Origin of the sequence: Pokkaliibacter plantistimulans (assembly GCF_003194385.1) — a bacterium.
Classification (GTDB): Bacteria; Pseudomonadota; Gammaproteobacteria; order Pseudomonadales; family Balneatricaceae; genus Pokkaliibacter; species Pokkaliibacter plantistimulans.
Genome location: NZ_LAPT01000091.1, coordinates 14,468 through 39,608, shown reverse-complemented (window position 1 = coordinate 39,608; position 25,141 = coordinate 14,468). Strand labels below are relative to the sequence as shown.

At 58.3% G+C, this 25,141-nt stretch carries 22 protein-coding genes and 1 tRNA gene; 14 read left to right on the top strand and 9 right to left on the bottom strand.

What is annotated here, in order from left to right; translation table 11 throughout:
• Positions 1-421 precede the first annotated feature (421 nt).
• The 5 genes from WH50_RS18040 (at position 422) to WH50_RS18020 (ending at position 5,683) form a co-directional block, all read left to right on the top strand.
• Positions 422-1,474, top strand: coding sequence for a branched-chain amino acid ABC transporter permease (locus WH50_RS18040; RefSeq protein ID WP_110188714.1), 1,053 nt, complete (start codon positions 422-424; stop codon positions 1,472-1,474).
• Positions 1,475-1,476: 2 nt separating this feature from the next.
• Entirely contained in the window at positions 1,477-3,282 is a 1,806-nt protein-coding gene (locus tag WH50_RS18035) for a branched-chain amino acid ABC transporter ATP-binding protein/permease (RefSeq protein WP_243410158.1), read from the top strand.
• Positions 3,279-4,037 carry an ABC transporter ATP-binding protein gene (locus WH50_RS18030; protein ID WP_104154650.1) on the top strand — a complete coding sequence of 253 codons (759 nt, stop codon included), beginning with the start codon at positions 3,279-3,281 and terminating at the stop codon, positions 4,035-4,037. The genes WH50_RS18035 and WH50_RS18030 overlap by 4 nt, the downstream gene beginning before the upstream one ends.
• Before the next feature lie 256 nt (positions 4,038-4,293).
• The gene (locus WH50_RS18025; protein ID WP_110188713.1) at positions 4,294-5,076 is read left to right on the top strand and encodes a class II aldolase/adducin family protein; all 783 of its coding nucleotides are present in this window, start codon (positions 4,294-4,296) and stop codon (positions 5,074-5,076) included.
• Positions 5,077-5,203: 127 nt separating this feature from the next.
• Positions 5,204-5,683 carry a MarR family winged helix-turn-helix transcriptional regulator gene (locus tag WH50_RS18020; protein ID WP_110188712.1) on the top strand — a complete coding sequence of 160 codons (480 nt, stop codon included), beginning with the start codon at positions 5,204-5,206 and terminating at the stop codon, positions 5,681-5,683.
• A gap of 228 nt (positions 5,684-5,911) precedes the next feature.
• Here WH50_RS18020 and etfB read toward each other — a convergent pair whose 3' ends face one another.
• The 6 genes from etfB to WH50_RS17990 all read right to left on the bottom strand — a co-directional run bounded on the left by etfB (position 5,912) and on the right by WH50_RS17990 (position 14,300).
• Entirely contained in the window at positions 5,912-6,703 is a 792-nt protein-coding gene (gene etfB, locus WH50_RS18015) for an electron transfer flavoprotein subunit beta (protein ID WP_110188711.1), read from the bottom strand.
• Entirely contained in the window at positions 6,693-7,958 is a 1,266-nt protein-coding gene (gene etfA / locus WH50_RS18010) for an electron transfer flavoprotein subunit alpha (protein WP_110188710.1), read from the bottom strand. Before etfA ends, etfB begins: the two co-directional genes overlap by 11 nt.
• Positions 7,958-9,967: a (Fe-S)-binding protein gene (locus WH50_RS18005; protein WP_110188709.1), complete on the bottom strand. Its 2,010-nt coding sequence runs from the start codon at positions 9,965-9,967 to the stop codon at positions 7,958-7,960. Before WH50_RS18005 ends, etfA begins: the two co-directional genes overlap by 1 nt.
• 318 nt (positions 9,968-10,285) lie before the next feature.
• Positions 10,286-12,358, bottom strand: coding sequence for a dimethylglycine demethylation protein DgcA (dgcA, locus tag WH50_RS18000; RefSeq protein WP_104154639.1), 2,073 nt, complete (start codon positions 12,356-12,358; stop codon positions 10,286-10,288).
• Positions 12,359-12,551: 193 nt separating this feature from the next.
• Positions 12,552-13,082: a 4-vinyl reductase gene (locus WH50_RS17995; protein ID WP_104154638.1), complete on the bottom strand. Its 531-nt coding sequence runs from the start codon at positions 13,080-13,082 to the stop codon at positions 12,552-12,554.
• Positions 13,083-13,322: 240 nt separating this feature from the next.
• Complete coding sequence (locus WH50_RS17990; protein WP_104154637.1) at positions 13,323-14,300, bottom strand: dipeptidase; 978 nt, start codon at positions 14,298-14,300, stop codon at positions 13,323-13,325.
• 254 nt (positions 14,301-14,554) lie between these two features.
• Between WH50_RS17990 and WH50_RS17985 the strand changes: the two genes are divergently transcribed.
• The 3 genes from WH50_RS17985 (at position 14,555) to WH50_RS17975 (ending at position 15,952) form a co-directional block, all read left to right on the top strand.
• The gene (locus WH50_RS17985; protein WP_110188708.1) at positions 14,555-15,157 is read left to right on the top strand and encodes a hypothetical protein; all 603 of its coding nucleotides are present in this window, start codon (positions 14,555-14,557) and stop codon (positions 15,155-15,157) included.
• Positions 15,154-15,366 carry a DUF3565 domain-containing protein gene (locus WH50_RS17980; RefSeq protein ID WP_110188707.1) on the top strand — a complete coding sequence of 71 codons (213 nt, stop codon included), beginning with the start codon at positions 15,154-15,156 and terminating at the stop codon, positions 15,364-15,366. Before WH50_RS17985 ends, WH50_RS17980 begins: the two co-directional genes overlap by 4 nt.
• A 76-nt stretch (positions 15,367-15,442) precedes the next feature.
• On the top strand, positions 15,443-15,952 hold the full coding sequence (locus WH50_RS17975; protein ID WP_110188706.1) for a hypothetical protein: 510 nt from the start codon (positions 15,443-15,445) through the stop codon (positions 15,950-15,952).
• Here the strand turns inward: WH50_RS17975 and WH50_RS17970 are convergent.
• Positions 15,932-16,876: a LysR family transcriptional regulator gene (locus tag WH50_RS17970; protein ID WP_165838470.1), complete on the bottom strand. Its 945-nt coding sequence runs from the start codon at positions 16,874-16,876 to the stop codon at positions 15,932-15,934. The two genes, WH50_RS17975 and WH50_RS17970, sit on opposite strands and share 21 nt — an antisense overlap.
• Positions 16,877-17,031: 155 nt before the next feature.
• On the opposite strand from WH50_RS17970, the gene WH50_RS17965 reads away from it, so the two are divergent.
• From WH50_RS17965 to WH50_RS17955, 3 genes are all read left to right on the top strand, one after another.
• A complete protein-coding gene (locus WH50_RS17965) occupies positions 17,032-17,502 on the top strand; it encodes a DMT family transporter (RefSeq protein ID WP_110188705.1) in 471 nt (156 codons plus the stop codon).
• Between the two features lie 19 nt (positions 17,503-17,521).
• On the top strand, positions 17,522-17,980 hold the full coding sequence (locus WH50_RS17960) for a DMT family transporter (RefSeq protein ID WP_110188704.1): 459 nt from the start codon (positions 17,522-17,524) through the stop codon (positions 17,978-17,980).
• 172 nt (positions 17,981-18,152) lie between these two features.
• Positions 18,153-19,325 (top strand): hypothetical protein, encoded by a 1,173-nt coding sequence (locus tag WH50_RS17955; RefSeq protein ID WP_110188703.1) that lies wholly within the window; start codon positions 18,153-18,155, stop codon positions 19,323-19,325.
• A gap of 106 nt (positions 19,326-19,431) precedes the next feature.
• On the opposite strand, the gene WH50_RS17950 is transcribed toward WH50_RS17955, so the two are convergent.
• Both WH50_RS17950 and rtcR read right to left on the bottom strand, forming a co-directional pair.
• On the bottom strand, positions 19,432-20,649 hold the full coding sequence (locus WH50_RS17950; RefSeq protein ID WP_110188716.1) for an RtcB family protein: 1,218 nt from the start codon (positions 20,647-20,649) through the stop codon (positions 19,432-19,434).
• A 156-nt stretch (positions 20,650-20,805) separates the two neighbouring features.
• Positions 20,806-22,392, bottom strand: coding sequence for an RNA repair transcriptional activator RtcR (gene rtcR / locus WH50_RS17945; protein WP_110188702.1), 1,587 nt, complete (start codon positions 22,390-22,392; stop codon positions 20,806-20,808).
• A 267-nt stretch (positions 22,393-22,659) separates the two neighbouring features.
• Between rtcR and WH50_RS17940 the strand changes: the two genes are divergently transcribed.
• From WH50_RS17940 to WH50_RS17930, 3 genes are all read left to right on the top strand, one after another.
• A tRNA-OTHER gene (locus WH50_RS17940) sits at positions 22,660-22,724 on the top strand.
• 269 nt (positions 22,725-22,993) lie between these two features.
• On the top strand, positions 22,994-24,154 hold the full coding sequence (locus WH50_RS17935) for a slipin family protein (RefSeq protein ID WP_110188701.1): 1,161 nt from the start codon (positions 22,994-22,996) through the stop codon (positions 24,152-24,154).
• Between the two features lie 294 nt (positions 24,155-24,448).
• Positions 24,449-25,111, top strand: coding sequence for a DsbA family protein (locus WH50_RS17930; protein ID WP_110188700.1), 663 nt, complete (start codon positions 24,449-24,451; stop codon positions 25,109-25,111).
• Positions 25,112-25,141: the final 30 nt, after the last annotated feature.

Genomic DNA, 25,141 nt, shown 5'->3' with positions numbered 1-25,141 from the left:
AACATCACCCCCGCCGACCACAGCGGTTTCGATGAGCGCGGCCGCGAGCTGATCACCGTCAAGAACGGTAAGTGGGCGCTTTTGCACTGATCCGTCGTCTAGCAGGCTGTTGAAAAACGTTATCGAGGCCGCCGAGACAAGGAAAAAACAGGCGAAAAAGCGGAGTTTAGTGAGCTAAATGAGCATTTTGAGCCTGTTTTTGACGCGGTATTCGGCAACGCAGATAGATTTTCAACGACCTGCTAGTGCTGTACGGCAGGGAGCAGCGTGCTCCCCTCGCCTTTCAGATTGGCTTTGTGCCCTGACCTCAAGATGGCAGACGTGACAGCTATATAAAGGAAGGCTGTCACGCCCGGTTCCGCCGGTGACATACCGGCAGGCAAAGACCATCCACGGCAGGCATTGCAAGGATTCATCGGCAATGAATTTTCAGATTGCAGTTCTGCTCGGGCAGGACGGCGTGACCAACGGGGCTATCTACGCCCTGCTGGCCCTGTCGATCCTGCTGGTATTTACCGTCACCCGTATTCTGCTTATTCCCCAGGGGGAGTTTGTTACCTTTGGCGCCCTGACCATGGCCGCCATTCAGTCAGGCAAACCCACGGCATTGGGCTGGCTGCTGCTGGCGCTGGTGCTGATCGACTGCGCGCTTGATCTGCGGCAGATGTGGAAAACCGGCAAGCAGGCCGGCGCCATGAATTACGGCGAAATCAAATGGTCCGCCATCAAGATTGGCTATACCGCTATGCTGCTGGTGTTGCTGCACAGCCTGACACTGGCCGATATTCCCATGCTGGCGCAGGCTCTGCTGACCCTGGCGCTGGTGGTGCCCTTTGGTCCGATTCTTTACCGGCTGTTCTTCCAGCCCATCGCCTCGGCTCATTCGCTGGTGCTGCTGATCGTCTCCATCGCCCTGCATGTGGCCATGGTGGGTATCGGCCTGCTGCTGTTTGGCCCTGAAGGTGCCCGCACCGCGCCCTTCTCCGACAGCGGCTTCCGCCTTGGCCCGGTGATGCTGAAAAGCCAGACACTATGGGTGATTCTGGTTTCCATCGCTCTGATCGTGATGCTGTTTATTGCCTTTGAACGCACGCTCTACGGCAAGGCACTGCGGGCCACCGCGGTCAATCGCATGGGGGCACGGCTGATGGGTATTTCGCCGGTGTTTGCAGGCAAGGTCACCTTTGCCATGGCCACCTTTATCGGCGCCCTGTCCGGCATTCTGATTGCACCCATCACCACGTTGTATTTCGACTCCGGCTTTATCATCAGCCTCAAGGGCTTTGTCGGCGCCATTATTGGCGGGCTGGCCAGCTATCCGATTGCGGCTATCGGTGCCGTTGCCGTCGGCATGGTGGAAGCGTTTTCCATGTTCTGGGCCAGCAACTACAAGGAGATCATCGTCTTCACGCTGATCATCCCCTTCCTGCTCTGGCGTTCGCTCACCAGCCGCCACGTTGAGGAAGAGGAGTAACCATGATGCTCAAGCCTCGCGCCATTCTGACCCTGTTCATCCTGATCCTGCTGCTGTCGCCACTGCTGTTGCCGACCTATCAGATCACCCTGCTCAACTACATCGGCCTCTATGCACTGGTGGTGCTGGGGCTGGTACTGCTGACCGGAGTGGGTGGTATGACCAGCTTTGGTCAGGCGGCTTTCGTCGGGCTGGGCGCCTACGCCTCAGCCTATCTGACCACCACCGAGCAACTGCCAGACTGGCTGGCCTGGGCCGGGCATTCGCCCTGGCTGGCACTGCTGGTCGGCATTGCTCTAACAGCAGTAGTGGCGCTGATTCTCGGCGCTCTGACCCTGCGCTTGTCCGGCCATTACCTGCCACTGGGCACCATTGCCTGGGGTATCTCCCTCTATTACCTGTTTGGCACGGTGGAACAGCTTGGCGGCCATACAGGCGTCAGCAATCTGCCGGTCATTTCCCTGTTCGGCATTGCGCTGGATAAGGGTGAGAAGATGTTCTATCTGATCTGGGCGGTCCTGCTGCTGGCCATCGTCATCACCCAGAACCTGCTCAACTCACGCGAAGGTCGCGCCATTCGTGCGCTGAAAGGCGGCCAGCTGATGGCCGAAGCGATGGGGGTCAACACCTTCCGCTCGAAGCTGGTGATCTTTCTCATATCGGCGCTGTTTGCCGCGGTTTCCGGCTGGCTGTATGCCCATACCCAGCGCTTCATCAACCCGACGCCCTTTGGCCTGAGCATGGGGATCGACTATCTGTTCATGGCGCTGATTGGCGGCGTTGCCAGCGTCTGGGGAGCACTGGTGGGTGCCGGTGTCCTGACCATGCTCAAGCAGTGGCTGCAGGATCTGTTACCTCATCTGCTGGGCAGTGATGGCCAGTATGAAACCATAATCTTTGGCCTGCTGATTATCGCCGTCATGCACCGCAGCCCCGGCGGCCTCTGGCCCATCCTGATGCGGTTCATACCGGTCAAGCTGAAAAGCCGCCAGCTGCTGCAAGAAGACGGCCCGGCTGTGCGGCTGGATCAGCGCCGCCCTCCCCGTCAGGGCGATCTGATTCTGGAAGCGCAGCAGGTGACCCGTCGCTTCGGTGGACTGATCGCTAACAACAATATGAGCCTGCAGGTTCACGCCGGTGAAATTGTGGCGCTGATTGGCCCCAATGGCGCTGGCAAGAGCACCATGTTCAACCAGCTGTCGGCGGTAGACACCCCGACCTCCGGTGAAGTGCGCTTCCTCGGACAGAGCCTCAAAGGCAAGTCCTCCCGTGAGGTTGCCGCCATGGGCATGAGCCGTACCTTCCAGCACGTCAAGCTGCTGCCCGGCATGACCGTGCTGGAGAACGTCGCCATCGGCGCTCATTTGCGTGGCGAGCGCGGCGTACTGAGTGCAGCACTGCGGCTGGAACGTGCCGAAGAGCAGAGCCTGTTGCAGGAAGCCAGATACCAGCTGCAGCGTGTCGGTCTGGGTGACTATCTGTATGAAGAAGCCGGCAGTCTGGCACTGGGCCAGCAGCGCATACTGGAAATTGCCCGGGCACTCTGTGCCGATCCCTGCCTGTTGTTACTGGATGAACCGGCAGCCGGTCTGCGCTTCAAGGAGAAGCAGGCACTGGCCGAACTGCTGCAGAAGCTGCGCGGCGAAGGCATGGCCATTCTGCTGGTGGAGCACGATATGGACTTTGTCATGGGGCTGGTTGATCGCATTGTGGTGATGGAATTCGGTGAAAAAATTGCCGAAGGTCTGCCGCAGGACATCCAGACCAACCCCGCCGTACTGGAAGCCTATCTGGGAGGTGCCGAATGATGAACGCGTCCGAACTGCTGCTGGATGTCCGCCAGCTACGGGTAGCCTACGGCAAGGTCGAAGCCCTGACCGGCATCGATCTGCGCGTCCCCAAAGGGCAGATCGTCACTGTCATTGGCCCCAACGGTGCCGGTAAAACCACGCTGTTATCCGCCATCATGGGCATCCTGCCCTCAAAAGGCGAAGTGCACTTCGACGGCAGGCTGCAACCTGTGCCTGAAGTGGAAAAGCTGGTCGGTCAGGGCCTCGGGCTGGTGCCAGAGAAGCGTGAACTGTTCGCTACCATGAGCGTGCAGGACAACCTCGAACTCGGTGCCTTTCTGCGTTACCGCCGTGGTGACCGCCATCTCGCCACCACGCTGGCCGAGGTATACAGCCTGTTCCCCCGCCTGTTCGAGCGTCGCCATCAGCAGGCCGGCACCCTGTCCGGTGGCGAGCGGCAGATGCTGGCTATTGGCCGGGCGCTGATGGGCAAACCGCAGCTGCTGATGCTGGATGAACCCAGCCTCGGGCTGGCGCCGCTGATCACCCGGGAAATCTTCCGCATCATCACCGACCTGCGTCGTCAGGGTGTCTCCATCCTGCTGGTGGAACAGAATGCCCGCGCCGCACTGAAGGTGGCCGACTATGCCTACGTGCTGGAAGGGGGCGCCGTAGCCATGGAAGGGCCAGCCGCACAGCTGGCAGATGACCAGCGCGTCATCGAGGCTTATCTGGGGCTGGCCAGCAAGCATCAGGAACTGCTCGCCAGCTGAGCTGGCCAGCATGGACGAAGCGGTGGTTGAACTGGCCGAGCACATCGGATTGCCGATGCCCGTGGCCCGCCACCCTTTCTCTTACGCCCTTTATCGCCACCCTTTCTCTTACGCCCTTTATCGCCGCACTTTCTCACGGCAACACGGCGTCACAGCAACACGGGGTCACAGCAACACGGGGTCACAGCAACACGGGGTCACAACGACACGGCGTCACAGTGACGCGGCGTAGCCTTTCACTACAAGGAGTCCTGAAATGAACAGCGCTGTACCTGTCAGCGATACTGCCATCACCCGCCCGGAACACATCAGCGAGGAAGAATGGGCGCTGCGCATCAAGCTGGCCCATTGCTACCATCTGGTCGATTTCTTTGGCTGGACCGAGACCATCTTCAACCATATTTCTGCGCGTCTGCCGGGGCCGGCCAACCAGTATCTGGTTAACCCGTTTGGCCTCAACTACACCGAAGTCACACCGGCCAATCTGCTTAAGGTCGATCTTGAGGGTAACAAGGTGGAGCCCTCCCCCTACGATGCCAACCCGGCAGGCTTCGCCCTGCACAGCGCCATCCACGGTGCGCGGGCAGACATCCACTGCGTGGTGCATACCCACACCAATGCCGTGTCAGCCATCGCCATGAAGAAGGCAGGGTTTTCCCACCATAACTTCTACGGTGCCCAGCTTTATGGTCGCATCGGCTACCACGCCTTCGAGGGCATCACCCTGTTTGCCGAGGAAAAGGGGCGGATGCTGGAAAGCCTGGGTGACAAGCACATTCTGGTGCTGCGCAATCATGGCATTGCCGTGGGGGAGGCCGATATCGAACGCACCTTCTTCCTGCTCTGGACGGTGCAGCGTGCTGCGGAAATTCAGGTGACCTCCGGCGCACTGGGTGGCGATGATGTGGAGCTGAAAGAAGAGATCAGCCAGAAGTGTGCCGACCTGACCCAGATGCTGATCAGAGACAGCGGTTTTGCCGTCAAGTTCTTCACCGCCATGGTGCGCAAGATGCACGCCGAGCGCGGCCCCAGCTGGTAAGACCACACCCCGCCGACAGGGCGCACAAAGGTGCGCCACTACTGGCGTGCTCAGGGCAAAGGGCATGCGTTGACCCCCGAGCAAACAATCTCGTATAGTCAAACGCCCCCTCTGATCACTGATTTCAATGAGCGAAACCCGAAAAAAACGCCAGCATCGTTATGACCCGGCCAGCGAAGAATTTCAGAAGGAAGAATTCCCCTTCTACTGGCTGGCACGGGTACACGGTCGCTACAGCCTCGCCATGGAAAAGGCATTGAAGAAGGCCGGTGTTGATATTCCCCGCTGGCGCATCCTGTTTATCCTCAAGGAAGAAGGCCACTCCAGCATTTCTGAAATTGCCGAACATGCCATCGCCAAGCTCCCGACCATCACCAAGATTGTCTACCGCATGAAGGCCGACGGGCTGGTGGATACCCAGACCAGTGCCGAAGACGGCCGGGTCACCGTGGTGTCCCTGACCGAGGCAGGCTGGAACACTATCACCCGCATTCAGGAAGTCACCAGCGCACTGTTCCGTCAGAGCTTCAAGGGCATGAGCGAGGCGCAGATCAACCGCCTCAATACCATGCTCGAAACCATCTTCAACAACCTGCCCGAACACTGATACTCAGGGCACAGTCGCCAGACTGTGCCGCTGGCCAACGAAAACAATATCCTGCTGTGGATTGCTGTTGCGGATTGCCTGCTACTGCCCGGATGTTCCCTTTATTTCCCACGAGGCGGCCCCTTACCGACAAGCATTTCAGCTATCAGGCCAGACAAAAAAAAGCCCGGCAGGGAGCACCCGCCGGGCAACACACATTCAGGTAGTAGCAGATTCAGTCGTGCTGGATCAGCGTAATACGCCTTCCTCTTTCAGCATCTTCAGGATAGCTTCCGCCCCTTCCTCCACGGTCTTGGGCACGATCACCTGACCGCCATCGCCAGAGGCTTTGGCAGTGGCCGCCTTGAAGCGGTCGGCAGCGGTCTTGGCCTTGACGACCTTCAGACGTTTGGGGCGTTTGCGCGCTGGCTGCACGGTCCAGTCAGCTCGCTCGCTGTCTGTTGTTACCGCTGCGCTCAGCACTTCGATCTTGCCACGCTGCCCCAGCGCAAAGGCACTTTGCCGGGGTGCAGGAGCAGCTTCATCAATACAGAGCACGCAAGGCAGGCTGACAGTCAGCGCCCGGCGCTGGCCACGCGGCAGGGCCTGCAGCACCGCTGCCTTGCCGTTACCCACGGACTCGACGGCGGCGACACGGGGCACCACCGGCCAGCCCAGTTCCTGCGCCAGCAGATAGGGCAGCATACCTGATGATTCGCCCTGCTCGGCCTTGCCACCGGTCAGCACCAGCGTTGCCGGATGCTGACGCAGGTAATCAACCAGCACCGGCACCACATCTGCCTCTTTCGGCTGTGGCAGCACCTGCAGGGCAGGCAGGCCCATGCCCAGATACTGGCGCAACGCTTCATCGCCTGCATCACCGGCATGGATGGCCGCTACGCGGGCTTTGGGCAGAGATAACGCCAGCTCCAGCGCTTTGGCATCCTGATCGGCGCGACGACTGCGGGCCGTTTTCGGATGGGCACCGACCGACAGCAACACGCTGACGTTAAGTTCACTGGATTGCATCTCAGGCTGCATCTTCTTCGCCCTCCTCGGCACCACGGTAACCTTCCACCAGCTTGATCAGCGCCGCCAGCATATCGGTGGAATCGGCAATCACTGACAGATCAGCCCGTTTCACCATATCGCAACCGGCGTCGGTATTGATGGCGATGACCTTGTCGCACTGGCCGATCCCCTGCAGGTGCTGTACCGCACCGGAAATCCCCACCGCCAGATAAACACGGGCGGTGACCCAGGTTCCGGTCGCCCCCACCTGACGGAAGCGCGGCATGTCGCCGTTATCCACCGCCACACGGGAGGCGCCTTCGGTGGCGCGCAGTGCTTTGGCGGCATCATGGAACAGCGCAAAATCACGGATCCCGTTACCCGCCGACAGAATAAATTCCGCCTCGCCCAGCGGCACAGCGCTGGGGTCTACCGCGACCTGTCCCTTGTCTTCGATACGGCTGATCAGGGCGGGCAGCTCCAGCTGACGGGCCAGCTCTTCCAGCAAGGGTTTCACTTCATGACGTGTTTCGCTGACCGGCTCGGCACATTCATTGGCCATCAGCAGGATGCGTGACGCCGGACGCTGCCAGTCTTCACGCTGCCCTGCGGCACGGCAGGTCACCAGCCCTTCAGCCAGTGCCCAGGCCTGCGTGGCCGGGCGCTGTTTGAGCTTTGCTGCCAGACGGCGACCGAGATCGCCACCGCCCTCCAGCGAATCAGGCAACAGCCACTGGCTGACCTCCAGCGTGCGCTCCAGAGAAGTCAGCACATTGAGGCGCTGCTCTGGGGCATACCCTGTGTATTTGCTGTCATCCAGATGCAGCAGGCGGTCCACACCGGCCGTATCGAACGCGCTTTCCTTATGCGCGCCAAACACCACCGCCAGCACAGCCCCCTGCTCACCACGTGCAGCGCTGCTCTGTTTAACCAGCTGATGGGCCAGACCCAGCACGTCTTTATCGTGGCTACTCAGGCGGCCGCCGACCATATCCGGCACCACCACCACGTAGAACGCGGGCTGCTCGACACGGAATACCGGCAGCTGCACTTCTGCTGCACCGCTGCGGCGTACGCTGCCACCGTCACCGGTCTGGCTGCCACTGCGGTCAATACGTTTGATACCGTTGGGGCCGATAAAGCCAACCGCATGAGGATTCTTGCGGAGGACACCATTGGGGCCCATCCACTGATCCTGCGGCGCCGCCAGACTGGCATGCAGCGGGTGCAGGCGGTTACGCAGAATCCACTCGCGGCGGGGATCACGACGGATAATATCGCTCATCAGGCAGGCTCCCCTGTTTTGGCAGCAGCCGCTTTGGACGCAGCAGCCATTTTGACGGGCTCCGCGGTCTGTACGGCAGCCTTCTGCCCTGTTGATTTCTGACCAGCAGGCTCGTCCACTTCAACCAGTGCGGCTACCAGCAGCTCGGCGATGTCCTTGATCTCTGGGCGAGGTTCCACCACCCCTTCCAGCATCGCAGTACATTGCGGACAACCGACGGCGACAATCTCAGCGCCAGTGGCCCGGGCATCGTCCATACGCATATCCGGAATACGCTGCTTGCCGGGAATATCGGTGATGGGAGCGCCACCGCCACCGCCACAGCAACGTGAGCGGAAGCCGGAACGTTCCATTTCTTTCACTTCGATGCCCAGGCTGCGCAACAGCTCGCGTGGTGCCTCGTATTCACCGTTGTAACGGCCCAGATAGCAGGGGTCGTGATAGGTCACACTGCCACCCTGATGCTTGCTCACCTGCAACGCGCCGGATTGCACCAGTTCGTTCAGATAGGTGGTGTGGTGCAGCACTTCATAGTGGCCACCCAGCTCGCCGTATTCGTTTTTCAGCACGTGGAAGCTGTGCGGATCACAGGTCACGATGCGCTTGAAACCGTACTGCGACAGGGTTTTGATATTGCGTTTGGCCAGCTGCTGGAAGGTCGCTTCATCACCCAGACGACGGGCCACGTCACCGCTGTCACGCTCCTCGTGTGCCAGCACGGCAAATTGCACCTTCGCCGCCTTGAGCAGTTTGACGAAGCTGCGCAGAGTACGCTGGTTGCGCATGTCGAAACCGCCATCGCCCACCCAGAACAGCACCTCGGTCTGCTTCACATCAGCCAGCACGGGGATCGACAGATCCGCCGCCCAGTGCATACGTGAGCCAGGCTCAAAGCCGCCGGGGTTATCGGTAGCAATCAGGTTTTCCAGCACTTCCGGGCCCTTGTTGGGCGTAGCGCCCTTCTCCAGGGTCAGGAAGCGGCGCATGTCGACGATGGCATCAACGTGCTCGATCATCATCGGGCACTCTTCCACGCAGGCACGGCAGGTGGTGCAGGACCACAGGGTTTCCGCGTCCACCAGCCCCTTGACGATGGGTGAGTGAGCATTGCCGCCGTGTTCGCCGATAGGCTTGCCGGGATAAGGACTACCGGCATAGTTGACGTCAGTACCGCCCGCCAGACCCACGACCATATCCTGAATCAGTTTTTTCGGGTTCAGCGGCTGACCGGCAGCAAACGCCGGGCACGCAGCCTCACAGCGACCACACTGCACGCAGGCATCAAAGCCCAGCAGCTGGTTCCATTTGAAATCCGCAGGCTTTTCTACACCCAGCTTGGCCGCCGTCAGGTCGATGGCCTTGAGACCGGTGGAGCGACCCACGCCGTCTTCAAAACGTTCCGCACGACGATGGAAGGCCAGATGCAGTGCACCGGCGAAGGCGTGCTTCATCGGCCCACCCCAGGTCATGCCGAAGAACATTTCACCCATGCCCCAGACGATACCGGCAGTCAGCACTACTGCCAGCAACCAGCCGCCCGCCCCTTCCGGCAGAATACCGGCAGCAGGCAGGGTCAGCACAAAGAAGGAAGCGGCAAATACCAGCAGGCTCTTGGGCAGACGCATCCATGGGCCTTTCGACAGGCGCGAAGGCGGATCAATACGACGGCGGTAAACAAAGATGGCACCGGTAAACATGGTGGCGGTGGTCAGCAGTAACGCCCAGGCCAGAATGCGGCTGTCCAGTTCAAACAGGTGCACCAGCACGATCAGCACCGCAGAGGCGACAAAACCGCCCGCCGTGGCGACGTGAGTGTTAGACATGGCCTTGTCGCGCGCGACCACATGATGGAGGTCAACCAGATAGCGGCGTGGCATTTTCAGCAGGCCACCGATGATGTCCACCGGGTTGGCCTGACCCTGACGCCACAGGCGCGCCCGACGCACTGCACCGATCACGGCCAGTGCCAGGGCAATAAAGATCAGGACCGAAAGAAGAGAAGTTATCATCGTCAGGTCTCCTCACAGACCCCAGAATTTGGTCAGCATGGGGTTTGTCCTCTCACCAGCCCGCTCCCACAGGGAGGAGGCCCCTTACGGTGTGCAGCAGGGAGTCCCATGGCACCGTACGCCTGACCCTCACCTTTTAACAGGAGAGGGTCAGGGAGAGATCAAATCCCAACCGTAAGAACGTGTTCACGATCTGCTGCGCGTCGGTCAAACGGCGTTGAAAAGCCCTTCGGAATGCTCATTTAGGCCGACTAAACTCCGCTTCCTCAGCGCTTTTCGCCTTGTCTGACTCTAGCTCGCGAGACCGTGAACGCGTTCTTAGAAGTCCTTACAGAGGCGCAAGGCATCATAGATAGCAGCGTGCGTATTACGCTGTGCTACGCAGTCACCGATGCGATACAGCAGATAGCTGCCCGCCGCCTTGCCTTCCAGCTGTTTCAGACTGGGCTGGGGCTCAATGGCAAACAGTGCTTCCACATCAATCTGGCCTTTGTTGAGCGAGTCCTGCTTCAGTGCGTAGTACAGGGTTTCGTCAGGGCGAACGCCGTTCTCGACCACCACCTGATCCACCACACGCTCTTCCTTGGCGCCGGTGTATTCGTTCTCCAGTACCGCCACCAGCTTGTCGCCTTCGCGATAGACCTTCTCCAGCATCAGGTCTCCGGTCATGATGACCTCTTTCGGATACAGGCTGCGGTAATAGGTCGGGAAGGTCGTACCACCGATTGCTACGCCGGGCTTGATGTCGTCGGTAACGATTTCGACCTTGGCGCCCTTGTCAGCCAGATAGTCGGCGACCGACATACCGCTGAACTCACAGATGGTGTCGTACACCAGCACATTCTTGCCGGGCTCAACCTTGCCGGACAGGATGTCCCAGCTGCTCACTACCAGCCCTTCTTCAGCACCCCAGTGCTCGTTCTGTTCGAGGAAGGGGTGACCGCCGTTGGCCAGAATGACGATGTCGGGTTTGCAGTCGAGAATACTGGCCGCATCCGCAGGCGTACCCAGACGCAGATCGATATTCAAACGGGCCAGCTCCAGCTGGAACCAGCGGGTGATACCGGCAATCTGATCACGCTGTGGCGCACGGGAGGCCAGGGTAATCTGGCCACCAAGCTGTTCCTGCTTTTCAAACAGGGTGACATCATGGCCACGCTCAGCCGCCACACGTGCGGCTTCCATACCTGCAGGGCCACCGCCGACGATCACCACTTTGCGCTTGGCGCCGGTGGTTTTCTCGATAATGTGAGGCACGCCCATGTATTCACGAGAGGTCGCCGCATTCTGGATACAGAGCACGTCGAGGCCCTGATACTGGCGGTCGATACAATAGTTGGCACCCACGCACTGACGAATCTGGTCAACCTGATTCATCTTGATCTTGGCGATAAAGTGCGGGTCAGCGATATGCGCACGGGTCATACCGACCATGTCCACATAACCGCCTTCCAGAATACGGGTGGCCTGATTGGGGTCCTTGATGTTCTGTGCGTGCAGCACAGGAACGCTGACCACTTCCTTGATACCTGCGGCCAGATGCAGGAAAGGCTCGGGCGGATAGGTCATGTTGGGGATAACGTTGGCCAAAGTGTTGTGCGTATCACAACCAGAACCGACCACACCGATAAAGTCGATCATGCCGGTGTCAGCGTAGTACTTGGCGATCTGCTTCATGTCGTCATGGGTCAGGCCGTCCGGGTGGAATTCATCACCGCAGATACGCAGACCAACACAGAAATCGGGACCGACTTCGGCACGTACCGCTTTCACCACTTCCATACCGAAGCGCATGCGGTTCTCGAAGCTGCCGCCCCACTCATCGGTACGTTTGTTGACGCGGGGTGACCAGAACTGATCGATCATGTGCTGGTGCACAGCAGACAGTTCCACACCGTCCAGCCCGCCTTCTTTGGCACGACGTGCGGCCTGGGCGTAGTTGCCGATAACCCGCCAGATTTCTTCCGGCTCAATGGTTTTACAGGTAGCACGGTGCACGGGTTCACGGATGCCGGACGGTGACATCAGCGTCGGCCAGTGCTCGCCATCCCAGCGTGAACGACGACCCATGTGGGTAATCTGGATCATGATCTTGGCGCCGTGCTTGTGCATGGCGTCGGCCAGATTCTGGAAATGGGGGATGATCTTGTCAGTCGACAGGTTGACTGATTTCCACCAGCCCTGGGGACTGTCGATAGCAACGGTGGATGAGCCACCGCAAATTGCCAGACCAATGCCACCCTTGGCTTTCTCTTCGTAGTATTTGACGTAACGCTCGGTCGTCATACCACCGTCAGTGGCATATACCTCAGCGTGAGCAGTGCTCAGCACGCGGTTGCGAATCGTCAGTTTGCCGATCTGAATCGGCTGGAACATTGCTTCAAAAGCCATAACGCACTCCTAAACCCAGACAACGTCTACCAGGCAACAGTCACTCACCACTTGGAAGGTGTTCACCCTCTCGCGAGTCAGGCCAGACAAGGCGAAAAGCACGGAGGAAGCGGCGTTTACTTAGCGTAAATGAGCATTCCGGAAGTCTTTTCAGCGCCGTGTGGCCGACGCGCAGCAGATCGCGAATACGTTCTTACTGTGGCTTGACGACAAACAAGCCGTGGTCGTGGCCCTCTTCGGCTTCGCTGTAAACCTGCTCAGCCACCGTGCGCACCGCACTGCCTTTGGCTGCCAGAATCTGGTCGATGGCACCGGCAAACCAGCCAGTGAACATATAGTCAACCTTGCGGTTGACCTTGCCGTAGACATAAACAAAGGCGGAGTGGTCCAGACGTACGCGGGCAGTGCCCTGCTCCAGATCCAGCTCTTCGATCTTGAACAGACCCCAGCCGCGCTGAGAAATACGCTTCATGTAGTGCTCGAATACCGCCGCACCTTCGATGCCATGGCATTCCGCTTCCTTTTCACACCAGTGCCAGGCCGACTTGTAACCCGCCTTGTACAGAATCTCGGCGTAACGATCCGGGCCCAGCTCCTCTTCGATACCGATGTGGTTGTTAACAAAGAAGTGACGGGGAACGTACAACATCGGCAGGGCATCCGTGGTCCATACGCCGGTGTCGCTGTCTACTTCGATTGGCATCTCGGGGGCATGCTTACTCATCAATCTTTCCTCAGTCGCGGCAGTCACATCACTTGGCACAGGAGATGTCGTCTGCCTCTGGCCTGCTTGGCCGGTTAATCACGGTTTGGTTGACAGAATCAGGCTCTCAGACCTGCTTTCTGGCGTAATCAAGCGCTTTTCAGGCAAAGCCTCCCCAACCCATAAGAACGGGAGACAGGAGGCAGTGCGTTCAGTTAAATCGGTTTAGCGGTCTGAACGTAGTGACGCAGCGGATGCGAATTACTCGCCCCAGACGTCAGCCAGAATACGAACCCAGTTTTCACCCATGATCTTGCGCACCTGACGCTCGCTGAAACCGTGCTTGAGCAGGGCTTCGGTCAGGTTGGGGAACTCGCCCAAGGTACGAATGCCCAGCGGGTTAACGATCTTGCCGAAATTGGTCAGGCGACGGGCATAGCCCTTGTCGTGAGTCAGCCACTCGAAGAAGTCATGGCCGTGGCCCTGAGTGAAATCGGTGCCGATACCGATGGCGTCCTCGCCCACAATGTTCATCACGTAGGCAATGGCTTCGACGTAGTCGTCGATGGTGGAGTCGATGCCTTTGGCCAGGAACGGCGCGAACATGGTGACACCGACAAAGCCGCCGTGGTCAGCAATGAACTTCAGCTCTTCATCAGACTTGTTACGTGGATGGGCCTTCAGGCCATAAGGCAGGCAGTGGGAGTAGCACACTGGCTTCTTCGATTCGAGGATCACTTCTTCGGAGGTTTTGCTGCCAACGTGAGACAGGTCGCACATCACACCTACGCGGTTCATTTCCGCCACGATCTCGCGACCAAAACCAGACAGACCACCGTCACGCTCATAGCAGCCGGTGCCTACCAGGTTCTGGGTGTTGTAGCACATCTGCACAATGCCCACGCCCAGCTTCTTGAAGATCTCGACATAGCCGATCTGGTCTTCGAAAGCATGAGCATTCTGGAAACCATAGATGATGCCGGTCTTGCCTTCTTCCTTGGCACGACGGATATCGCGGGTAGACAGCACCGGACGCAACAGATCACTGTTGGCTTCCATCATCTGGTTGAACTTGACGATATTGTCGACGGTTGCCTGAAAGCCTTCCCACACCGACACGGTGCAGTTGGCCGCGGTCAACCCGCCACGACGCATATCTTCAAACAGATCGCGATCCCACTTGGCGATAACCAAACCGTCAATAACGATGGAATCCTGGTGCAGCTCGGCAGCATTCATGACTCAAACCTCTCCTGATCTCGTGTCCGGCACAGGCAAAGGCGCAGCACCGGTGATTGAGGCCAGTCTATCCCTGTGGTCTGGGGCCGGGCTCATTAAAAACGACATGGAGATGACGCGAATGCGACAAGGCGTCAATCAGAGCGCCAGCAGGCGCCACTGCAGATGGCGGGCTATACTGCTGCTCGGCCCACCTGGCTGGCGCCAACACGTGATAAGCTCGGCCTCTGGGCGCTGAAAAAGATGATAGATCAATGAAAAACACACTGGATTATCTGGCCCTGGCCAACAAAGCCATTTTTTACTTACTCCTGTGCTACTACCTGTATTACGCATTTAATGATGTGAGCAATGGCATCAGGACAATACCAAGCAGCTATGTCGTATTTGCCTGTGCCAGCCTCTTGCCATTTGCACTATTTGATAAGCTCTGTAAAAAGCGCAAAAAGACCGACGACAGTGTCAGGTTAGAAGCCGCCAAACCGGCAGCGCAGACCAGTCCATTACCCCTTTCAGCTACGCTGAACTATTTGAAGCTATATGTGCTATTGATAATCAGCAAATATGGCGTATTAGCTGCTTTTGCTTACACCGCCTATCTAAACCTGTCGATGGACCCGCCGGTTATTCCTGAACGGCAGAGCATATTCTTTCTGATCGTTTTATTTCTTTTGGTCATCTCTGAAAGTCGCATTTCCAAAAGGCTCTCCTGCAGCATATGCAACCAATATCTGCTAAAACAAAAACCTGAATTCAATATCCTTCCTGCAATAAGTCTTTTGAAAAATATTAAGTCCCGGCAGCAAGTGATCTGCTCTGAATGCAGCACACATAACAGTGATATTCCGACGCGATGAAATACGCGATTGTTGGCTACCATCAGGACGAAGAGCAGCACTGGGTAGCGCGTCTGGCCTGCGGCCATAATCAGCATGTGCGCCATGATCCTCCCTGGCAAAACCGCCCCTGGGTTATTACCGAACAAGGGCGTCAAGCCATGCTGGGGGCTGAACTTGAATGCAGGAAATGCGATGAGGGTGCGCCGAGGGACTGGACTACTGAATGACGACACAGGGCCATGAACCATTCCAGATCATGGCCCACTCATATCCTGTCACCCGCCCCGCCGTACAGGATTCTCTATGCACCCGCGACTGCGCCTGATTTCCACTGATAACAACAATGCTGCCCAGCCTGTGCAATCTTCTTTGCTAGCCACGACGTTACATACCCCCCTGCAACATCTGCGCAATGACCCGGTTATAAAACGCTTTTTTGATCAGGTGCCTGCCCATGTGGCGGACTCCTTCGACGAGCACCAGCTGCGCTATATCCGGCTGGCGCTGAACTCCCGTGCCTGGGGCAATCACTCTATCGATATGCGCGGCACTCTGGCTTTCCCCTTCCTGCCCAAACAGCTCTACTTTGTGCTGCTGATGGGCCTGAACCGCCGTGGTGTCAGCAAAAAGGAAAAGTGGCTGTCGATGCTGTTTACCTCCGCCTCAGTGCTGGGATTTGGCTGCTTCTGTGTGCTGCTCGGCGCGCTGGTCACCTATCTGGCCAACTCGGCCACCGCCGTTGACCAGCTGCCCCCGGAACTGCTGGACCTGTGGGACTGGCTGGCGATGAAGCTAGGCTGGGGCATTCGCTGACAGCGCTGATGTGTGCTCCCACACCGGCTCATCGCCCCCCAGCTGCTCAGCAAGAAAATCCATAAATACCCGTGTTTTTGCTGGCAGATGCCTGCGCTCCGGGAACATAGCATAGGCGGCGTGCTGCGGCAGCGGATAGTCAGGCAGCAGCGCCACCAATCGCCCTGATGCCAGATCCGGCCCGACAATAAAGGTCGGCATCTGGCAAATACCCAACCCCGCCACCAGCGCCTCACGCAATGCCTCACTGTTATTGACCTGAAAATTCCCTCGTGGCTGCACCCGCACCGGACCATCAGCACCGTTGAAGGTCCACTCGGCACCACCCCGAAACAGTGAATAGAACAGGCAGTTGTGCTGACGCAGATCTTCCGGCGTGAGGGGCACGCCATGTTGCTGCAGATAGTCCGGTGAAGCACAGAGCACACTGCGAACCGGTGCCAGACGCCGCGCGACCAGTCTCGATTCGGGAATATGGCCGATACGAATGGCCAGATCGAAACCGCCCTCGACCAGATCGACCATTTTGTCGTCCATCACCATCTGCAGCTGAATCCCCGGAAAGCGCTTGAGGAACGTCGCCACCAGCGGAGCAATATGCAGGCGGCCAAACACCATCGGCGTACTGACCTTGAGTCCCCCCTGCGGCTGCCCCTGTAACTGGCTGATGGCATCTTCGCCTTCCTGCGCCAGAGTCAGCGCGCCGCGTACATGCTCAAAATACTGCTCGCCCGCTTCAGTCAGGCTCAGGCTGCGGGTCGTACGCTGCAGCAGGCGCGCACCCAGGGTTTCTTCCAGCTGGCTGATACGCTTGCTGACCGCTGACTTGGTAATACCCAACCGCTGCCCCGCCGCTGAAAAACTGCCACTTTCCACCACCGCGACAAACACCGGGATGGCGGAGAAGCTGTCCAGATGACTCATGCCCTTTCCTCCTTCTGACCGCGACAATAGTCAACTTTTACTCAACAACAGGTTTCTCTGCCAGCGGATTATAGCCAGCCCTGTTTCAGCGTACAGTGGCGCCTCTGTTAGTCGCCCCGCCCACACAGCCATCCATTATCAGGAGAGTAATACCGATGTTTCCCATGCTGAAAGGCTCCACCAATCTGCTACTGGCGCTGCTGGGCGGCGTATTACTGGCGCTGATGATCAAACTGAATGGCGAGCTGGCACGGTATAGCTCGGCGTTGTTTTCCTCATGGGTGGCACATGGTATCGGGGCACTGGCAGCCCTGTTGATTGTCTGCCTTATCTCAACAAAATCGGCACGGCATCACACCAACTCATCCCCCGGCAAAGCGCCGCGCTGGAGCTATCTGGGCGGCATACCGGGGGCGTTTACCGTGGTCCTGGCCGGGATTACCGTCAACAGCCCGCTGGGGCTGGCAGGCTCACTGGCGTTAATGATGGTCGGGCAGGTGATCTTTGGTCTGCTGACCGATCAGCGGGGATGGTTCGGTGTACCGCGTCGTCCGCTGACCCGCCGTGATGAGCTGGTTACCGTCTGCGTACTGGCAGGCAGCGCACTGATTATTTTCAGCCGTTAATCCGTTACGAGAAGCAATCATGATCTCCTTTATCCTGCTGGCTCTGCTCAATGGTCTCTGTATTGGTGCCAGTCGTGCCATCAATGGCCGTCTGGGCAGCCATATTGGCGCCTTCCCCACCTCCTGGTGGAACCATGCCGTAGGTTTTGCCCTGCTGTCAGCCCTGTTGCTGCTAACGCCCGGACCAACGCCTGCTCTGCTGGAGACATTGCACTCAGCGCCCTTACTCAGCTACGCGGGAGGCGTTATCGGCGTGCTGTTTGTGGCACTGAACAGCCATGTGCTGCCCCGCATCGGCACCACCAGAACCGCCGTTCTGGTGATCAGCGGCCAGATGGTAACGGGCGTGCTGCTCGACTTTCACGGGCAATGGCACACTTCCACCCTAGCCCAGCTGGCAGGCGTGGCCCTGATCGTCGCAGGTATTTATCTGTCGCGCCGACCGGTAAAACCCGCAGCATCACTGGCAACGCGGTAACGCACGACTGGCCAGCCCAGAGCCTGCCCATAGGGAGTGAGGCAAGAACTGTGGAAGTGACGGGGCGTGCTCTGGTTATCATTTCTGCGGCAGGCTAACATCCGCGCACGGTTATCTAAAAAGAACAAAAAGCATCTATGCTTAACGCTCTATCCTGAAAGGAGTTTCAAGGATGACTTCAGTGCGTTCGCTGGGAGTCCGCTGTCTGGCGCTCCTGGCCCTGGGCTTCCCGGCTGCCCATGCGGACACTCAGGTGCTGCAGGGCATCCTGGGCAAAACCCCCATTACCGTCGAGCTGACGCTGGACGATCCCAACGCGGTATCCGGCCGCTACTTCTATCAGAAATACCACAGTGATATCGCCCTCGACGGCCAGCTGGATGCCAGCGGCACTCTGCGCATGAGCGAAAATCAGCAGTACGGCGATGAGCAGTCGCAGCAGCCCTGGACACTGCATCGCAATAACGACGGCAGCTGGAGCGGAAACTGGCAGCGCAAGAATCAAACCCTGCCCATTCGCCTGACTCCCGCCCGCCAGCCTGCGCTGGATGAACAGGAACAGGCCTCGACCTACCTGAACAGCCTCGCCAAAGACTCCCTCTATGATCTGATTCGCCTTGCTGATCTGGCGTTCACCAAGGGCAAAACCGAGAAGTTCATGGGCTATCAGTTGCAATGGTGGACCGAACCCACCTCCAAAATCAGCCTGTTTACCTGGCTCAGCGGCCCCCAAGGGGTCGATCTGACCATGCTCAATCAGGTACTGCGTGATAAGCAGTGGCAGGAAGTCACCAGCTACTTCGAGTGCATGTTAGGGGGCAGCCAGACCGGTGGCGGGGATTTTGAGCAGACGTTGAAACCGATGTACTTCAATACCTCAGTCATGAGCGTCAGCGTCTTTACCAGTTACTTCTGTGGTGGTGCCCATCCTGACTTTGGCGATAACCCCATCAACCTTGACGTTCACACGGGCAAGGAGCTGACGCTGGAAGACGTCTTCTGGCTGGGGGACGGCAAGCCGATCCACTACAACGACCGCACCTACGAAAACTTCGATGAGTTCAGCCAATATCGCAGTGATGTCTTCGCCCCCTGGATCATGAGCTATTTCAGCAAGCTCTATCCCAAGGACATGGGCGTCAATCAGGCCAAGTCGGAAGATGACTGCGACTATCAGGACAGCGATGTCTGGCAGTTTGTACCCTGGTACTTCACCGCCAAAGGGCTTTATATCAGCCCCTACTTTGCCCGTGTGGCACGCGCCTGCGAGTACCCCGACTGGCCCTACCTGCCTTACAGCGAAGTGAAGAAGCACCCCGGCGATATCGCCCTGACCCTGCCCTGACCCTGCCCTGATGACGGGCAGCTGACGAAAAGCCTGATGCGGTCTAAACCGGATCAGGCTTTTACGGCCCTTCGCCAATATTTTTAGACCGGCGCGCAGCCACCGCCTAACCTTTGACGCACACAATCTGCCGCAGCGTATACACCACCTCGACCAGGTCCTGTTGTGCCGCCATCACTGCATCAATGTCTTTGTACGCCGCCGGGCTTTCATCAATCACACCGATGTCTTTACGGCACTCCACGTGCGCCGTGGCCGCTGCATGCTGATCCGCTGTGATGGTCTTTTTCGCTTCGGTACGTGACAGCACACGGCCAGCGCCATGGCTGCAGGAGCAAAAGCTCTCGGTATTCCCCTTACCCCGAACGATAAAGGACCGCGCGCCCATGCTGCCGGGAATAATCCCCAGCAGCCCCTGCTGAGCGCTGACGGCGCCTTTGCGCGTCAACCACACCTGCTGACCAAAATGCTGTTCCTGCTGCACATAGTTGTGGTGACAGTTCACCGCCTCTTCTTCCACCACCAGCGGTTTGCCCAGGATTCTGGCCAGCACCTGCAGACTGCGCTGCATCATGGTCTGGCGGTTGAGGCGGGCATAATCCTGTGCCCAGCCGACGGCTTCCACATAATCCGCAAAGTGCTGCGAGCCCTCCTGCAAATAGGCCAGATCACGATCAGGCAGCTGGATCTGATGACGCTCCATTTCCTTCTGCGCCAGCTGAATAAAGTGCATACCGATAAAGTTACCCACCCCGCGAGAGCCGGAGTGCAGCATGATCCACACTCGCTCCGCCTCATCCAGACAGATCTCGATAAAGTGATTACCGGTGCCCAGCGTGCCGAGATGACTGAGATGGTTGGTCTTCTCCAGCCCGGCGTGCTTGTCGCACAGCGCCCTGAACCGTGGCGCCAGCCATTTCCAGCTCTGCATCACCTCGGCCGGCACGTCATGCCAGCTGCCTTTGTCACGTTTGCTGCGCCCTACCGAGCGACCGTGAGGAATACAGCGCTCCAGCTCGCTGCGCAGCGGGGCCAGCGAATCTGGCAGATCACGGGCACGCACATCGGTTCGCACGGCCATCATGCCGCAGCCGATATCCACTCCCACGGCCGCAGGAATAATGGCCCCGACGGTCGGCAGCACCGAGCCAATCGTGGCGCCCTTGCCCACATGCACATCCGGCATGGCCGCTACCCACGGACCGACAAAGGGCATCTGGGCAACATTCATCAGCTGCTGTCTGGCCTGATCGTCAAAGGCAACCCCACGGGTCCAGCTCTTGATCCGGCCGCCATTGGGGCTGGTGAACGATTCATATGTCATGATGATTTCCCTGTTATTCACTTGTTGTGTCAGTACAGGTTCCATTAACAAGATCAGTGCCAGCTTAAAACAAAATGTAACCAGCTGTTTTTATTGATCTTTTACAAAACACGGCAGACTCACTGCCACACTTTTCTATCGAATCCGATAAGCTACCTATTTCTTCAGATCATCAAAAACCAGCCCGAAGCGTGCCAGATACTGCCGCAACCGATGGGCATCATTACTGGAGCTTTTACGCTCACGGGAACGATTAAACAGACGCCGCCCCGCCTCTGACTGGCTGGCACTGTCACGACAGACGGCGATCACCTTGCGCAGCTGGTATTCGTCGAACAGATCAATACTGGCCAGCTGCTCTGCGTCCAGCACCTCATCCAGCGCTGGCAGATCCTCTGCTGGCTGACGCCGCCAGCCACGCTGCAGCCGTTGCTTCTCTTCGGCCACGATGTCTTCGTTGATACGACCACCTTCGGCCAGTGTCGCCATCCGCTGCACACTGGCATTGAGATCACGAAAATTCCCCAGCCACAGCGCATCGCCATGCTGGGCAAACTGCAGATAATGCTCACGTGCAGTCCGGTTGAACCCCACCTTGTAGCCCAGCAGCTGAGTCGCCTGCTGCAGCTCGTAATCGAGGTTGGGGGCAATATCTTCACGCCGATGGCGCAAGCCGGGCAGCTCATAGCTCCACAAATTGATGCGTGCCAGCAGATCTTCCCGAAAACGTCCCGCTTCCACTTCCAGCTGCAGGTCACGATTGGTACCGGCAATCAGCTGGAAATCACTCTGCACCGGGTGATCCGCCCCGACCGGATAGAAGCTTTTCTCTTCAATGGCATGCAGCAGCATGGCCTGTTCATCCAGCCCCAGCTCGCCAATTTCATCCAGAAACAGCAGCCCTTTATCTGCTCGCGTCAGCAGCCCTTTGCGCGCCTGCTGCGCCCCGGTAAAGGCACCACGCTGGTGGCCAAACAGAGCCGACATAGCGCTATCACCGCGCAGCGTGGCACAGTTGATTGCCACAAAGTCACCGCGTACCGAGCCACGCCGCTGCTTCAGCTGAAAGATGCGCTTGGCCAGTTGCGACTTACCGGCGCCTGTAGGCCCGGTGATCAGAATCGGCGCCGATGAACGAATGGCGACGCGCTCGATCTGCTGAATCATGGCGTTGAACTGGCCATTGCAGGTGTCGATACCGGACTTGAGGAAGTCCGCCCCTTCCAGATGCTGACGGCGAAAGCGCGAGCTGAGGGCATCGTATTTGGACAGATCCAGATCAATCAGCTGGCAGGTACCGGCCGGATTGCGGCCTTCCCGATCAGGCGCCGTCTGCATCAGCGCCGCGGGGATATAGTTGGCCTCACACAACAGGAACCAGCATATCTGGGTGACGTGGGTGCCGGTGGTGATGTGCAGGAAGTAACGCTCTTCTTCAGGGTTGAAGGGATAGTGTTCGGCAAAATCCAGCAGCACCGCGTAGACCTGCGCAAAGTCCCAGGGGTCCGGCAGCGACACCTGATGCAACTGTACCTCGGTGTTTGCCGAGACCTCACTGATGTCCGTACCGACATTGTTGGCCAGACGGCTATCGCGCTGCTCATGCAACAGCACAAAGCGATCAACGGGCAGCTCCGGCTGCATCACACACGCCACCGAAGGCCGCCACAGCTGCCAGCGCTTTTTGCCCCTGCCCATGCTGTCCTTGGCACTGCCGAGAAAGCCGATCACAACGTTTTTCATCTCTTATCCTTTCCGATAAAAAGCGATTCCATTCGATCAGATATGCGTAAAGCAAGCAATGACGAGAATTTCACAGGCAGTATTTAAATCGATATTTACTCTATAAGAATCAAATACTTAAATTTATTTTCTCAAGCAGGAATCAAAACTGGCACAGCGCTGGCAATACCAGAAGCGATTATCGAGATTGCTGTGGCGCTGGTTCACAACCCAGGCTGGCATCCCTTCCCTGAAGCAGGATGTACCGCGACTCACTCCAGATAATCACGCCTGATAGCTCAATGGCAGAGCGGCCAAAACGGCAGAAACGGGTTCGATTCCTGTTCAGGCTCACCAGGAAAGTCATGAGACTGGGGTTCGAATCCCCAACCTACTTAAACACAAGGTGTGAGCGCCTGCCGTGCCGTGGCTCCGAGCCATCCACTGCCGGCCAGTAACACCGCCCTCTCAGGTCGTAACCCGGCTGACTGCGGGCAGCGCCACACGACATGCGGCAAGGATGCCGCCGCGCTACAGGGATAGCTGTTTCGTGTGCCGATGCCTGACAGACCGGGTTCCCCTGAGGGTTTATTACCTCAATAACGATTTAAAGGACTCAATCATGTTGATAAAGAAAATGCAGGTGGCCGACGAAGAACGTGTGCTGCTGTACCGCCAGCGCCAGTTGCAGCAGGTGCTGCAACCCGGCAGCTATCGCTTCTATGATCTGCGCAACGAGCTGACCAGCGAAGTGCTGAATATCAACAGCATCGAAATCAAGCACGACAATCTGGACGTACTGCTGACCAAACCGGCTTTCCGTGAGCTGGTGGATGTGCATCAGCTGGCAGCCGACGAGGCCGGGCTGCTGTGGCTGGATAATCAGCCGCACTTGCTGCTGGAGCCGCTGCGCCGTCTGGTGACCTGGAAGAGCACTCCCCATCTGCGCGTGGAAATTTTCCCGCTGCAACAGCTGCTGCCGCTGAGCAATAACCTGCTGTCTGCCCTGATGCGCCGCAACCTGCTGCGCGCCAATGGCCACACCGGGGTATTCCAGCTGACGGTGGCGGAGCAATCCGTTGCCTTGCTGTATGAAAACGGCACCCTGCTGCAGACGCTGCAACCCGGACGCTACGGCTATTGGGCTTTCAACCGCGAGCTGAGTGCGCAGGTCTATGACCTCAAGTGGCAGGCACTGGATGTCAGCGGCCAGGAAATCCTGACCAAAGATCGCGTCAGCCTGCGTATCAATCTGACCGCTGCGTACCGCATCACCGATCCGGTGCTGCTGGCAGAGCAGGTCAAGACACCGGCGGATCATCTGTATCGTCGCCTGCAGCTGGCCCTGAGAGAGACCGTGGGCACCCGCACGCTGGATGCCCTGCTGGCCGACAAGGATGCCATCACCAAGGCTGTCGACAAGGCCGTGCGCGGCTATGCCGAATCCCTTGGGCTGCAGCTGGAGCAGGTCGGCATCAAAGACATCATCCTGCCGGGTGAGATGAAGGACATCCTCAATCAGGTCGTTCAGGCAGAAAAAGCCGCCGAAGCCAACCTGATCAAACGCCGTGAAGAAACCGCCGCGACCCGCTCGCTGCACAACACCGCGAAAATGCTGGAAAACAACCCGGTCTTACTGCGCCTGAAGGAACTCGAAGCGCTGGAGCGTGTGGCGGAACGCATCAACCATCTGAACGTCTACGGCGGGCTGGATCAGGTGATGAACGGGCTGGTGACGTTAGGCCCGAGCCCCGTTACACCGACAAGACCGAACAAAGGCTGATATAAGGGCGCACACGAGCTAAGCAGCGGCTCACGCTCAGTGAGGGAGCACCATGCAACACTGACCATTCGCTTGCCCGAGCAGCCGCCAGCGATGCGGCCTCCCGCCGACATGGCGCTGTTCGATGAGCTTTTGCTGCACACGGTGGTGCCGCCCCTTCTTCCAGCCTGATACCTGACAGCCTCTGCAACGCACGGCGGAAAACCGCAACACATCCCCTCATTTCGTCGCTGGTTTCTGCCCGGCAGCGGCATAGCATGTCTGGGTGGCGAACAGGTAGCGAAGGAGTTTGCGATGAATCGTCTGCACTATATTTACGATCCTCTGTGTGGCTGGTGCTATGGCGCCGCGTCTCTGGCACGCACGGCCGCAGCCATGACGGACCTGCCTCTCTATCTGCATGCGGGCGGTATGCTGACCGGCCGTAACGTAAGGCGCGCAACGGAAATGCGCGAGTTTGAACTCTCCAATGATCTGCGTATTGCCGAGCTGAGCGGGCAGGCGTTTGGCAAGGACTATCTGGATGGTTTACTCAACGACCCCGATGCCCTGTTTGACTCGACGCCGCCCACGGCAGGCATTCTTGCTGTCAATCTGGTGACTGATCAGCCGCTGGATATGCTGGATGCGATTCAGCATGCGCTCTACCACGATGGCAAATGCATTACCGACAAGGAAACCCTGAGCGGGCTGGCGGTACAGGTGGGGGTCGACCATGATCTGTTTCTGGCCGCTTATGGGGATGTGCAGGGCAAGGCCACCGAAGAGCATATCGCCGAGACCCGCCAGTTGCTGGCCCGTGTCGGCGGGCGCAGTTTCCCTACCTTTATTCTCGAACAGGATGACGGCTACCACGCCCTCGAATTCAGCCACTATCTGGGCCACCCGGAACAGTGGCACGACTACCTGCGCGCCCTGCTGAATGGCACTGGCCGCGCAACCACCGCAATACACTGACCATCTTCAGCACGTTAGTGACCAAAGGGA